We start from the raw sequence: 12,818 nt of genomic DNA, 5'->3' as shown, positions 1-12,818 counted from the left end.
TTATTCTTTTCTTTATCTCCTCCTGAAATATCACGATTACCATAATCAAATTATGTTACATAATCACGAAATTTTTCAATACCTAATTCTTTAGTAATAATCTGAGAATACCAAACACAGCTATTCTTCATCCAATCTTTAGGTGTTTGGGATTGTTTCCAAACTTCAAGATAGTCAGCATATCCTTTTTTAAAAGGTAAGAGTTATAAAAGGTATAATAAGTGATATTAGGGCAGTGAGATATAAAATAATTTTTTTCATAGGTTAAAAAATAAAAATAGGTGGTTTTGTTGCATGACATCGAGCACAGGGAATGACATTGGCTTAAACTAATTATACAGTTTAGTAAATTTCCTGAGATTGATCTTCCTTACTCGGTACATAATCAAAAATATCATTATTATCTTGATTATCAATCATATCTTCATTCTCAAGCATCTGAACATTATTTACTTTAAATGCTTCTATAACAGTACCGCTTGGTGTAATTTTACCAGTTGCTCTATCTACGGCGATCAGCTTAATTGAATCTGGAACTTTGAAAGGCAGCGATGGCTTATCCTTATAAGCATTACTCATAAAATCAATAAAAATCGGTAATACTACGTTTGAACCTGTTGCTCTTTTGCCAAGCTCTTTCGGTGTATCATAACCCACATAACTGCCGACTACTATTTTGGGTGTAAAACCTATAAACCATGTATCTTTACTATCGTTACTAGTACCGGTTTTTCCGCCGATAATTTTCCCTAACTTCTTCGCAGCATAACCGGTACCTCTATCTATTGCTCCGGTTAAAAACGAAATAATTTGATAATCACTAGCTTCATCCGTAACTCTATAGATATATTCTTTCGGTATTTCTAATATTGCGGTATCTAAATTACTATCCGAAACATTACAAGCAAGACATTCTCTATCATCTCGCCTATAAATAATTTTACCGTTACGATCTTTAATTAATTCTACAAAATGAGGCTCCACTTTTTTACCGCCGTTAGCAATAATTGCATAAGCATTAGTCATTCTGCTAAGTGTGGTTTCAATTGAACCAAGTACCATAGAGTAAACTTTTTTTGGTTCATTATTAATACCGAAACGCTTAATTATATCAACGATTTTTGTAAGTCCTACGGCAGTTGCAACTCTTACGGTTATAAGATTACGAGATTTTTCAAGACCAGTACGCATAGTGATTTCACCTAAAAACTTACCCTCATAATTTTTAGGACGCCAACTAGGCATCCCTGGACCTTGCGAAATCTCAATAGGTCCATCATTAAAAATCTGATTCGGCTTAACACCGTTTTCAAGAGCTGCTAAATACACAAAGGTTTTACTCAAAGAACCGGGTTGACGCAGTGCTTGAGTTACTCTATCAAATTTACTTGTGGAAAAATCATAACCGCCGACGCTTGCAAGTACCTGTCCGGTATTTGGGTTCATAACCATAATAGCACCGTTTACTTCAGGAATCTGACGAAGAGCATACCCCTCTTTTATAGCCTCAACCACTATCACATCACCTTTTTTAAGCAAGGTCTTAACTGATTTAAGATTACTTCTTGCCCATTTCATTTCAGCAATATGCATCTTAGATTTGCTGCCATCTATAAGTCCAATCTCTACATGATTATCAGCTACATCTAGAACTACAGCTAATTTATACTCTAAAAGCGATGGAGGAGTCGGTAGTTTTTTTAGCTCTCCTTGCCAATTATCAAGAGAAATATTAGCTATAGGCTTTCTAAAACCACGCCTTCTATCAAACTCCCTTAGACCTTTTCTTAGAGAGTTTTCAGCTAATTGCTGCATCTTTTCATCTAAAGAAGTAATGATAGTAAGACCTCCGGTATAAAATTCTTCCTTACTATTTAACATCCTAATTACTTCTTCTCTGACCTGTGCAGCATAATAATCTGCCGTAACAGTTTCTTCCTTAGCTCGTTTACGTAAAACTATCGGGCTATCCATAGCTTCTTTCGCAGCGTCTCTTGTTATATAACCATCTTCAAACATACGTGCTATTACGTAATCACGACGAGCTTTTACTCTAGCATAGTTTTTCTTAGGATTAAGTTCGGAAGGAGCTTTAGGCAGTGCCGCAATAAACGCTGATTCTGCAATAGTAAGTTCCTCTACGGATTTATTAAAATAATTTTGTGCAGCTGCCGCAACACCGTATGCACCACGACCAAAAAATGTTTGATTAAGATATAATTCTAAAATTTGATCCTTAGTAAATACTCTTGAAATCATATAAGAAAGAATCGCTTCTTTAATCTTACGTTCAAGAGAAACTTCGTTAGTTAGCAGAAAATTTTTAACCACTTGCTGAGTAATGGTAGACGCTCCTTCCATACGCCTATGATGTAAATAATTAGATATGTTTAAAAATGCCGCTCTAACTATTCCAAGCAAATCAACGCCGGGATGGTTATAGAAATTCTTATCCTCAGCTGCAATAAAACTTTCTATTAGCGAACTCGGTACGCTATTAATCGGTACAAATACACGACGTTCAAAAGCGTACTCCTCCATTAATTTGCCGTCACGGGAATAAATACGCGTTACCGACGGTGGGTAATAACGTGCAAGCTGTGAGTAATCAGGCAAATCACGTGAATAGTGGTATATTATATAAGCAGTAATCCCGCAACCTACTAAAATAAGGAAGACAAAAATTTTTAAACAAAAAAGAAGAGATTTATACATGACTTATAATATTGCGCCGGTTAAACTATTAAGTGAAGCCTTAGTAATTTTTACATCAATGATTTTACCAAGTAAAGATTTATTAGGGTTTTGGATATATACGGACTGCATGTATGGAGTTTTACCTATTATCTGGTCGTCGAATTTACCATTGCGATCAAATAGAACTTTCATAGTACTACCAACACAACTTGCATTAAAAGCTAGTTGCTGAGCCATGAGTTCTTGTTGTAATATAGTTAATCTCTCTGATTTTATATGTTCAGGTATTTGGTCGGTTCTAGTTGCACCAGGTGTGCCGGGACGTGGGCTATATTTAAACGAATAACACTGACCGTATTTTACTCTGCGGACCAAATCTAACGTATCCTCAAAATCTTCATCTGTTTCACCGGGAAACCCGACAATAAAATCAGAGGATAAAACTATATCGGGCCTTGCTTCTCTTAAGCGATTAATTATATCAAAATAATATTCCCAATCATGTTTGCGGTTCATGGCTTTTAATATTTTATTTGAACCTGACTGCACCGGTAGATGTAGAAACGGCATTAATTTAGGTTCGGTGCCGTGCAGCTTTATTAGATCATCATTCATATCTATCGGGTGTGAGGTGGTATAACGTAATCTCTCTAAATTGGGAATTTGTGCTAGATGTTTGAGTAAATCGGCTAGACTAAATATTTTATCTGCAGGACCTTTACCATGATATGCATTGACATTTTGTCCAAGTAACATAATTTCTTTAGCACCGCTACTAACTACTTTTAGTGCTTCTCTGTAAACCTGCTCTACATTTCTTGAAAATTCAGCACCTCTAGTATAAGGTACTACACAGAAAGTACAAAATTTATCGCACCCTTCCTGTACCGATATAAAGGCACTTGTTCCTTGCGGATATAATTGCTCAGGTAGCTGATCAAATTTTGCTTCTTCAACAAAATCAAGATCGATTAAGTGCTTTTCGTGTCTAACGACTTTTGAGATTAATTCCGGTAGGTTATAATAAGATTGCGGACCGACAACAATATCAACATAAGGAGTTCTTGTAAAAATCTCCTCCCCTTCCGCCTGTGCAACACAACCGGATACAACTATTATTGCAGAACTTAAACCTTGTTTTGTTCTGGTATCTTGTAGTTTCTTAATACGACCGAGTTCAGAATAAGTTTTCTCGGCTGCTTTCTCTCTGATATGACAAGTATTTAGAATAATAACATCTGCTTCTTCAATATTTTCAGTAGGTTCATAGCCAAAGGGATAAAGCAAATCCTGCATCTTAACGGAGTCATAAACATTCATCTGACATCCGTAGGTCTTAATATAAAGTTTCTTACTCATAATTTTATATATATATATCTATCTATTAAACTAAAAGCCTAGTATACGAAGATCAACTGCAAAAAGAGCGAAGAGTTCACAAAGCAAGATGAGCTGCGTATAACGTAATACACGAGAACCGAAGCTCTCGTAGAACGACTCAGCCAATTTTTGCAGTTCATCGAATATACTATAAAAAGTTTTATATTATACTATATTTATATCAATCTTTAAACTAAAACCTTGATGGGCATTGCTCAATAACTATAGATATCTTTAAAAGCCCCCGTCATTGTGAGGAAAAACTGCAAGTTTTGACGAAGCAATCCAGTTAAAAATGCTAATATTTAGATTTTTATTATTTTTGCTAGATTGCCACACTCCTTGCAGTCGCTCGCAATGATGACTCGGTATCCACGCAGGTAATGCTGAGTTAGGAATGACACTCAATCCTTACGGATTAATTCTTGTTGTGCAGATTCTTGCGGTGATTTCTTTTAATTTTTCTATTCTTTCAATAAGACAAAGCAGCTGTTCTTTAGTAATTTTATAGTTTTTATCATATCTTGCATCAACATAAGCTTTTTTCAAGAAGCTCAAAACACTTTTTTTGTTCTTCGGTTAATTGAAGAAATACACTCCATAATTCATTGTCATAATTTCCTGCCATGCTACCTAGTTCTTGTAAATTATGTAATTTAGGTTTGTAGTTTGAGAAAACTAATAAAATAGTACTGTAAAGACTTTCCGTAGCTTGATAAAGGGCAAAGGCTGATAAAAAACATACTCCAAATCGTTTAAATAAGTAGTTGCCCCTTTTAAAAAACCTTTACCTCTACCAAACCAATATTCATAATAATCTTTAGCGATGTCTTTCATCTCGCTCCAAGGTAAATCTTTAGCCTCGCTAAGTATAAATTCACCGCTATCATATAAAAGAATACCTTCTTTTTTTATATCGGTATAAAAATAACGTCCTTTTTCTAACTGCCTACTTATTTCCTCTATTGACTCTAGAATTATCGATATTCTTGAATCATACGGAATAATTTGCTTAGGGTTTATTATTCCTGTGTTTTCTAATCTTATATATATATTATATTATCTTTTAATCTTAAAACAGTGTATACTTTATATTTACCTTTTTTCAGAATTATATCAGTATCGCTATGATAGCCGTAAGGTAGATCACGTACCCAATCTCCTCCAGCAAAAGAGCCGTACAAGATAATCATAGCGATTTTTCCTGTGCAATATCTAAAACCTGCTGCACTATACAATTAAGCCTTGCTCTAATTTTAAGAGAACGTTCGGGTAAGGTGGTTTGCTTTAAATATCTATACTTTATATTTTTCTGCTTGTAGCTTTTTTATTTCTTCTATTGTAAGCTTAGTATATCGTGCTATTTTCTCTATATGTTCATTCTCTATTAGCATTTCTTTTGCAGTTTCAATTTTCTCTTTCTCTATGCCCTTCTCCATCCCGGCATTAAACTTTTCTTCAAACTTGTCTATTTCTTTTTATATAGCCATTTCAGCTCTAAAATAATCATCATGCTCCTGTTCTGTCCATTTATATTGCTCTAAACTTGTATATGCCGATAACACAATTTCATTTTTAATCTCTTTTGGTGGTTCTTATTCTTGCGAAGCATATTTTAATAAATGCAACCATTCATCGGTATCATCTTTAAGATCATTTTTTTTAAACTTCCCTAGTTCAATTAAATACATAAGTTAATGAAAACAAATATTGTTTATGGGTATTACTTTCTTTTATATGATGATAGCTAATATACGGCAATTCATCAGGCAAAGCTTTTGCTCCTATGATAGAAATTATTACTACCGGCAATAAATCCTTATGTTTCATACCCTCTTAATTTGACTAACGTAGGTATAACAACTGTAAAGCTGCGTTCTATTAAGATAATCTTTCTCCATTTTACGCTGCATCTCGATTATATACCATCTACCAGTTTCATCTTTAACTTGTAGATCGAACAAACTTTTTTGCCCTTCAAGAAATAAAGGTAACTGTTCAGTAGTTATATAGCTTAAATCTATGATTCTATCTCCTTGCAATAACCTAAGAAGAGAGTTCAATAAATTTATTAATTTTACTTTAGCGCTAAATAATTTTTTAAATGCGACATCATTTGTACCATCTAAATATCTTTGGATAAATAATTATATCTTTGGTAAACTTTTATACATAGCAAATTAACTTCAAATAGTAAATTACTTTTACAATTTATTATCGGTACTAGGCTTCTTGCATCACCTATCTTAATAAAGAGGAACTTGAAGAAAACACGGAACACAGCACTGTAGCGTACATAAAAGTACGTGAGGATGCGAGTACCGGATTGACGTACAAATTACCTTTAGAAGGAGGTTATGCAAGAAGCCTATTAATACCTATCATTATCATCATACACTCCCCAAATTACTTTCTTGGAAATCCAACCTGTGTAATCCTTACATGTAATTTGGCAGAATTGTTTTTTACATTTTTTTAAACTACAACGAACTTTTGGCATTAATTTTGCTATAACTCGGCTTTTAGGGCCTGCAGATTTGGTAAGTTCTATTTCCTTATCAGAAGTAATAACTACTGATCTTTTACCTGATAAAACGCTTGAATGTATCCAACCGCCTTCACCGTTAATGTCACGTACTTGTCGCCATTGCTTGTACTCTGCAGTTATTTCTACCGGTTCGCCTTTTTTAACAAAAACCCATTCTACGGTAGATTTAGTAGTTGGTCCGCTCCTTGCATTTACTTCATTAGATTTTATTGAAACAAATCTCGGAATAGGCAATTTTTTATTATCAGCATTAATTGTTGTTGATAATATTACAATAATTAAAGTAATAAGAATTTTAATCATTATCTTCCGCTTCAGATAAAGCATCCTCTTTTTTTTCTATTATATAATTACCAAGCCTAAATTGTACTTTTATTCTATTAATTTCCTGCTCGCTAATACCTATATTTTTTAGGACTGTTCCACCTATTTGTAATCCAGTCTCATAACTTTCTGGAATAATAGTTGTGGCACCTAAATCATAAAACTCTCTAGCATTTTTTAAATTTTTTAACTTAACGACAACCGGTATATCCTGATAATTACCGCTAATTGTTTTAAGCGATTTCTTGATAGTTACTTGATTATTCATAGTAAGTATTATAGCGAATGCTCTTTCCGTACCTAATGCCTTTAAAGTATCGGCTTGCGATACATCACCTTTAAAAACCGGCAAACCGTTTGATAGCTCTTCTTTTACTCTATCATCATCTAAATCAAGTATTACGTAACTTATACCTTCCGCTTCCAAAACTCTTGCTACCATTTTACCGGTATTACCGAGTCCGGCAATAATAATATGGTTTGTTAAATCTCTTGCCCCAAGCTCAATCATTTGAGTCGGAGTTTTACCAAGTCCTTTATCAACTTTCTCGGCAATCTTTTGTCCTAAAGCTGCGAGTAATGGAGTAAGTGCCATAGTAAAAGTAACTACGAGTAATAATATATCGGCAGTACTTTCTTCTAATACTCCACTATCTTTACCTAAACTGAATAATATAAAACCAAACTCTCCACCTTGCGATAATAATAAGCCTGAATAAAAAGCAACTCCTTTATTAAAACCGAATAAAATACAAAAAGCCGTTATGATTAAGGTTTTTATACCTATTAAAGCAATAGATAAAGTAAGAATATGAGATATTTTTTCATACATTTCTAGGGCATCGATATTCATACCCACGGTCATGAAAAACAATCCTAAAAATAAACTTTTGAAAGGATAAATACTTTCCTCTGCCTGCAATCTAAATTCAGTTTCCGCAACTAATACTCCGGCAACAAATGCTCCTAGAGCTAAAGATAAACCAAATGTTTCGGTAGCCCAAGCAGCAGAAAGTACTATTAACAAAGTCATCGAAATAGGTAACTCGCTTGCATTATTACTTTCTGATGAAATGAATGAAAATACAGGACGAAGAAAAACACGACCGACAATAAATATTGTAAGTAAGGCCGTTACGGCTTTTAAGAGTGCAATACCAAGAGCCGCTGCAAGCGAGGCTTTATTGTTACCGGCAAGTAACGGAACTATCACAAGCAATGGCACTACGGCCAAATCTTGTAGTAACAGAATAGCTAAAGAAACTCTTCCTATTTGCGTTGATTGACTACGATTTTCCTCAATAACCTGCATAACAAGTGCCGTAGATGAAAGGGCCAGACCACCGCCGGTAATAATAGCCGCACTACTATTGCCGTCTATAAGCACCATTGCACCGGCAATTACTATAGCGGTTGTTAAAACTTGCAAACTACCGAGACCAAATACATATCGTCTCATAGCTTTTAATCGCTCGAAGGATAACTCAAGTCCTATCGCAAATAATAGAAATACTACACCAAGTTCACCTAGTAACTTAGTTTGGTCATATGTTACGATTTTTAAACCGTGATCACCTATTGTAGCTCCGGCAATTAAGTAACCAAGTACCGGACTTAATCTAAGACGCTTAAGTATAGCCACGATAAAAACCGCAGTACCGAGTAAAATTATAACGTTAATAAGAATATGATCGTTCATCTTTTCCAAATTTCTTCTAACTTAAAATGCTCCCGTACTTCAGGATAAAAAATATTAATTAAAATAGTACTGCATCTATTAGTACCCATTCTGATTTACCAAGCCCCTCAATATTACTATTTATACCAGCATTATTTTTTAATTCTAAAGCTACATATTCAGCAATTGCTCCAACATTTTTAGTCGAACGACCGCTAGCAAATATAATATAATCGGCTAATTTATGTTTTCCTGTTAAATCAATTACCTCAATATCTTCTGCTTTTTTCTCAATATCTTCTGCTTTTTTCTCACTTAAACATTCTAAGATAAATAATTTTAATTCTTCAGTTTCTTTTTTCATAATAACTAATAAATGACATAATAATATTAATTATTATATGCATAAGAGTCGATTTTATCAATGAATGTTTAAAATTCTATAATAAAAATTCACATAAAGCTTTACTTTAAGCAAAAAAACTTTAATTAATACTTAAATTAATATTGATAAAATAATGGCAATATCTGTAGAAGAGTTAGAAAAAATACTTAAAGAATCATTTCCGAACAGTACAATGAAAATTACTGATTTAGTAGGAGATCAAGACCATTATGCCTTAGAAATATCAGACGTTCAATTTAATGGACTTTCTTTAATTAATCAACATAAATTAGTAAAAAACGCCCTGTCTGAAATATTAAATAAAAAACTACATGCAATTACCATAAAAACTATCGCAGTTCCTGAAAAATAATTACAAATATTAATATAATAATCCTTATATAAATTCAACTTAATTATTTAATTTTATGCAAACAGCTGATTATATAGTAATCCGCTATTCGGTGTGTAATTAAGAATAAGGATTTTAAAATCCTTATTCTTAATTGATGCGGGTTTTTAGAAGTTTACTTTAAGTCTTAGCGTACCGAACTGGGCATGGTATTTTTTAGCTAAGTTCCGACTGTAATGCACTCCGTACTCCATTCTACCCTTCTTAATTACTGCACCTGCCCCTAAATCATATAGTACTTTAGTAGGTTTAGGTGGCGGTACCGGTAGAGGCTCATTAAAACCGTTAAGATCTGCAACGATTGCCGGTGTTTTACCTTTGAAATCGTAATTAATAAAGGCATGAATTTGCGGTCTAATTATGAATTCATCCTTATAGTAGGTTGTCTTAATTTCACCGCCGAGTATACCTTCAACCTTGTTATATTGACGTTTCTGAATAGTTAGGTTTTGGAAAGCAGTACCGTATTCCTGATAACCGGAATCTTTAATCTTAGTAAGCCTGATTCCTGCCATCGGTGAAAATGAAGTTCTTTCCATAGATCATTATAACCCCCAACTACTTGACCGCTATTAGCATTGCCTGTTTGCCCTGCATTTATAGTATCATAGAAGACATTTATAATAAGCTCACCGGTAGGAGTAGCAGAGCCTGTATAAGTAACTTTATTATTACCAAGATCGAAAGTTATATTACTTCCTGAGATATTGCCCCCGACATTTACGCTAGTATTATCACAGGTAAACATCATTGTTGCTTGATCGGCAACTTATAGTATTTGCTCCTAAATCCGATGCAATAAAAGCGGTTTTCTTCGGTGCAAAAGTAACAGCATTAGTGCCTATTACCGCTTTTTGTAACCATACATCATCATTGAATTTATGACTACCGTAGTTAATCGGTGCTTGTACAAGTGCAGCATTAGTGTATTCCGCTGAAGAGTTGCTGCTGCTCCCTTTGAAGTTCTCTGAAACGATTTTTGTTTTGTAATGAAATTTTGTTGTTGCTCTTGGCACTTTAACACCGCCGACCGTGGCTGACGGAATGTCTAAACTTCTACTGTTATAACCGGTAAATACCGCTGATTTACCGGCATCAATAGTAATATCTTTAGCATAGCTATCCCCTTTTACCGTGCCTTTATTACTACTGAACTAGTTTAAGGTTTAAATTCTCACCGCCTAAATCATCGGTCAAACCATTATTAGCGTTAAATATTGCCGTACCTTGATTATTTAGTCTTGGTTGTTATACTCGAGAAAAAATCTTTGCTATCGATTGTGATTTTACTGTCTACACCGTTGAACTGAACGGTTTTAAGGTAATTTGAGTCTGAACCTACTGAACCACTACCGCTAGCTCCAGTTGTTAAATCATTTGATATTGCAAGAGTATGGATTTTATTACCTGTGGTCGTAATTGATTCATTTATTATACTTGTATTATTAAGGCTTAAAGTTGCAGACGGAGCAGTAGTAAATGAAATCGAGCCTGTTTTCACGGTACCTTGAATTGTAACATCACCCCCGTCTATTTGAACTATATCGACCATTCCTTTAGTACCTATACTACCGGAATAAGTAATAGCGGTAAATTCATCAAAAATTACCATGCTCTATCCTTAGGATTTAAAAGCAAAAAGAGAAAATCTTGATCCTTCAGCAATATCTAAACTATTCGTTGTTCCCTTAAATTTTATGTCGCCACCATTTATTAATATTACATATCCTGCATTAATACCTCCGGTACAATTTAATACATCACCGCTAATAGTTATATCACCCACTTTTGAAGTACTACTACCTATAGCTCCACTAACGCTGCTTGGACCGGTAAACATTAAATCCACAGCTTTACCACATGTGATGTTAATACCACCAAATTAGTTACTTGAGTAAACACTATATTACCCGTGCCGGTTCCTTGGATTTCAGCAATTGACATATTACCGCCGGCGTTAATCGTAACGGTGTTGTTGTCAACACCCGCTTTTAACATTGCAAGGTTCGTAATTGTATTCGTTGAGTTTCCGTTACCGTCAACTGTACCTATAGTACCGTTAGTACCTCCGGTACTTGTTATATTACCGGTAATAGCTGATGTTATATTATTTTCTATATCACTAGCAAATATTACGGTACCGGCATTATTTTGGCAATTCATATTACCGTCAATACAGCCCCAAGCTCGCTATTAATAGGACCGGAAGGAGTCGAGAAAAAAACATTTGATCCAAACTGATCCTATAGCAACTTTTGCAACGGATACGTCGATATTTGGGGTATTAAGAGCAGTTATTACCAGTGTTCCGTACCCTGTAAGTTGTACTGTACTCACCGGATTTGCTTTTGTTCCGATATCATACTTATTAGCCATACCATCTATTGTTAACTTGGTATTAGCATTTCTTGCATTTATCTCAACTACACCGGTATTTGGAACAACTTGCTCTATATTACCTGTTAACTCTATAGTACTGTTCTTGCCACTAGCTACGGTAGTCATTAACTTTAAAACAGATGCGGGATTCACGAATGTAACACCTGGTGCATCTAATGGAAAATCACCGTTTAATGCATCAAGGTTGATTTTTGCTAGTAGTTAAACCAAATACAGATTTAGTATTATTCAAATTAATAGCACTTCCTAGCGTTAAAGCCTTGTTAGATACATCTATCGTAAATGCTGCAACTGCATTTCCCTGCCCGATATTAATTGTGTTTACCATACCTATACTTGAATCAGTAGCCGTTAAAGTAGTACCGGTAGTATAAACGTTTAATGTTCCTGTGTTCCCGTTTTTGATTTGGCTGTTAAGTAAATAACCTGCAGGATTTGCTCCCGAAAACTCTAAAACACCGCCATTGGTAAAATCCACGTTACCGCTTGTTGTAAGCGAGTCTTGTAAATTCGCCACAGCATTGTTACCAAGTGTTAAAGAAGTAGTGGATATACTTTTTTGCAAGATAACCGTTTTATTACCTGCTGCATTAACAGTAATTGCTCCAATATTATTTATGACTCCGGTAACGTTACCGCCTCCTAAAAATACTAAATTACTGTTAGTTGCTGCACTACTTGTCACTACTGCTAAAGTACCGGTATCATTAACGTTAACCGTACCTGCAGACCCTTTAAAATCAGTCTGTCCTGTAATAACTGTTGTGTTAAATTGTCTCTCCTGTTCCATTACCGCTATCTGCATTAAGTGCAATTTCTCGGCTACCGGAATCCACGTGTACTCTTAATTGACCATCTACATCATTTGCTGGAACTAGGTTGAAGCTAGCCACAAATTCTTCAGCATTTGGCGATTCATTACTTACGTCATAAGTAGCATTTTGGCCGCCAAACTTGATACTATTTTCTATAGGTTGTATATCCATAACTTCAT

At 34.6% G+C, this 12,818-nt stretch carries 17 protein-coding genes and 3 pseudogenes; 1 reads left to right on the top strand and 19 read right to left on the bottom strand.

The annotated features are described in order from the left end of the window. Positions 1 to 50 precede the first annotated feature (50 nt). The 11 genes and pseudogenes from RAT170B_RS12405 to rsfS all read right to left on the bottom strand — a co-directional run. Positions 51 to 134, bottom strand: a pseudogene (locus RAT170B_RS12405) (penicillin-binding transpeptidase domain-containing protein); the annotation flags it as partial. A 208-nt stretch (positions 135 to 342) separates the two neighbouring features. Further along, a complete protein-coding gene (locus RAT170B_RS04700) occupies positions 343 to 2,715 on the bottom strand; it encodes a penicillin-binding protein 1A (RefSeq protein WP_045805721.1) in 2,373 nt (790 codons plus the stop codon). Between the two features lie 3 nt (positions 2,716 to 2,718). Then, on the bottom strand, positions 2,719 to 4,056 hold the full coding sequence (gene miaB / locus RAT170B_RS04695; protein WP_045805720.1) for a tRNA (N6-isopentenyl adenosine(37)-C2)-methylthiotransferase MiaB: 1,338 nt from the start codon (positions 4,054 to 4,056) through the stop codon (positions 2,719 to 2,721). A gap of 255 nt (positions 4,057 to 4,311) precedes the next feature. Further along, positions 4,312 to 4,485 carry a hypothetical protein gene (locus tag RAT170B_RS10520; RefSeq protein ID WP_186786285.1) on the bottom strand — a complete coding sequence of 58 codons (174 nt, stop codon included), beginning with the start codon at positions 4,483 to 4,485 and terminating at the stop codon, positions 4,312 to 4,314. Between the two features lie 635 nt (positions 4,486 to 5,120). After that, a complete protein-coding gene (locus RAT170B_RS10515) occupies positions 5,121 to 5,315 on the bottom strand; it encodes a hypothetical protein (RefSeq protein ID WP_045805719.1) in 195 nt (64 codons plus the stop codon). 57 nt (positions 5,316 to 5,372) lie between these two features. Beyond that, positions 5,373 to 5,516 carry a hypothetical protein gene (locus RAT170B_RS11560; protein WP_261368715.1) on the bottom strand — a complete coding sequence of 48 codons (144 nt, stop codon included), beginning with the start codon at positions 5,514 to 5,516 and terminating at the stop codon, positions 5,373 to 5,375. Positions 5,517 to 5,754: 238 nt separating this feature from the next. Beyond that, a complete protein-coding gene (locus RAT170B_RS11555; RefSeq protein ID WP_261368714.1) occupies positions 5,755 to 5,907 on the bottom strand; it encodes a hypothetical protein in 153 nt (50 codons plus the stop codon). Next, positions 5,904 to 6,140, bottom strand: a complete 237-nt coding sequence (locus RAT170B_RS11550; RefSeq protein ID WP_261368713.1) for an Rpn family recombination-promoting nuclease/putative transposase — start codon at positions 6,138 to 6,140, stop codon at positions 5,904 to 5,906. Before RAT170B_RS11550 ends, RAT170B_RS11555 begins: the two co-directional genes overlap by 4 nt. A gap of 308 nt (positions 6,141 to 6,448) precedes the next feature. Beyond that, positions 6,449 to 6,928 carry an SH3 domain-containing protein gene (locus RAT170B_RS04670; RefSeq protein WP_045805718.1) on the bottom strand — a complete coding sequence of 160 codons (480 nt, stop codon included), beginning with the start codon at positions 6,926 to 6,928 and terminating at the stop codon, positions 6,449 to 6,451. Then, positions 6,921 to 8,648, bottom strand: a complete 1,728-nt coding sequence (locus tag RAT170B_RS04665) for a cation:proton antiporter (protein WP_045805717.1) — start codon at positions 8,646 to 8,648, stop codon at positions 6,921 to 6,923. The genes RAT170B_RS04670 and RAT170B_RS04665 overlap by 8 nt, the downstream gene beginning before the upstream one ends. Continuing rightward, positions 8,645 to 8,991, bottom strand: a pseudogene (rsfS, locus tag RAT170B_RS04660) (ribosome silencing factor). Before rsfS ends, RAT170B_RS04665 begins: the two are co-directional and overlap by 4 nt. 154 nt (positions 8,992 to 9,145) lie before the next feature. On the opposite strand from rsfS, the gene RAT170B_RS04655 reads away from it, so the two are divergent. Further along, positions 9,146 to 9,385, top strand: coding sequence for a BolA/IbaG family iron-sulfur metabolism protein (locus tag RAT170B_RS04655; RefSeq protein WP_012151363.1), 240 nt, complete (start codon positions 9,146 to 9,148; stop codon positions 9,383 to 9,385). Positions 9,386 to 9,531: 146 nt separating this feature from the next. Here the strand turns inward: RAT170B_RS04655 and RAT170B_RS04650 are convergent. The 8 genes and pseudogenes from RAT170B_RS04650 to RAT170B_RS10500 all read right to left on the bottom strand — a co-directional run bounded on the left by RAT170B_RS04650 (position 9,532) and on the right by RAT170B_RS10500 (position 12,810). Further along, a pseudogene (locus RAT170B_RS04650) lies at positions 9,532 to 10,172 on the bottom strand (autotransporter outer membrane beta-barrel domain-containing protein). Continuing rightward, entirely contained in the window at positions 10,159 to 10,440 is a 282-nt protein-coding gene (locus tag RAT170B_RS04645) for a hypothetical protein (RefSeq protein ID WP_045805716.1), read from the bottom strand. The pseudogene RAT170B_RS04650 and the gene RAT170B_RS04645 overlap by 14 nt, the downstream one beginning before the upstream one ends. Positions 10,441 to 10,655: 215 nt before the next feature. Then, a complete protein-coding gene (locus tag RAT170B_RS10505) occupies positions 10,656 to 11,036 on the bottom strand; it encodes a hypothetical protein (protein WP_261368710.1) in 381 nt (126 codons plus the stop codon). 9 nt (positions 11,037 to 11,045) lie between these two features. Next, positions 11,046 to 11,264, bottom strand: coding sequence for a hypothetical protein (locus tag RAT170B_RS04630; protein WP_045805715.1), 219 nt, complete (start codon positions 11,262 to 11,264; stop codon positions 11,046 to 11,048). Beyond that, the gene (locus RAT170B_RS04625; protein WP_261368709.1) at positions 11,264 to 11,587 is read right to left on the bottom strand and encodes a hypothetical protein; all 324 of its coding nucleotides are present in this window, start codon (positions 11,585 to 11,587) and stop codon (positions 11,264 to 11,266) included. The genes RAT170B_RS04630 and RAT170B_RS04625 overlap by 1 nt, the downstream gene beginning before the upstream one ends. Before the next feature lie 30 nt (positions 11,588 to 11,617). After that, a complete protein-coding gene (locus RAT170B_RS04620) occupies positions 11,618 to 11,929 on the bottom strand; it encodes a hypothetical protein (RefSeq protein ID WP_261368708.1) in 312 nt (103 codons plus the stop codon). A gap of 73 nt (positions 11,930 to 12,002) precedes the next feature. Beyond that, positions 12,003 to 12,629, bottom strand: a complete 627-nt coding sequence (locus RAT170B_RS04615) for a hypothetical protein (RefSeq protein WP_261368707.1) — start codon at positions 12,627 to 12,629, stop codon at positions 12,003 to 12,005. Continuing rightward, a complete protein-coding gene (locus tag RAT170B_RS10500) occupies positions 12,592 to 12,810 on the bottom strand; it encodes a hypothetical protein (protein ID WP_045805714.1) in 219 nt (72 codons plus the stop codon). The genes RAT170B_RS04615 and RAT170B_RS10500 overlap by 38 nt, the downstream gene beginning before the upstream one ends. Positions 12,811 to 12,818: the final 8 nt, after the last annotated feature.

It is taken from the genome of Rickettsia argasii T170-B (assembly GCF_000965185.1).
Lineage (GTDB): Bacteria > Pseudomonadota > Alphaproteobacteria > Rickettsiales > Rickettsiaceae > Rickettsia > Rickettsia rickettsii.
Note: the sequence above shows the minus strand (reverse complement) of the source record. Positions and strands in the feature narration are given on the sequence as shown.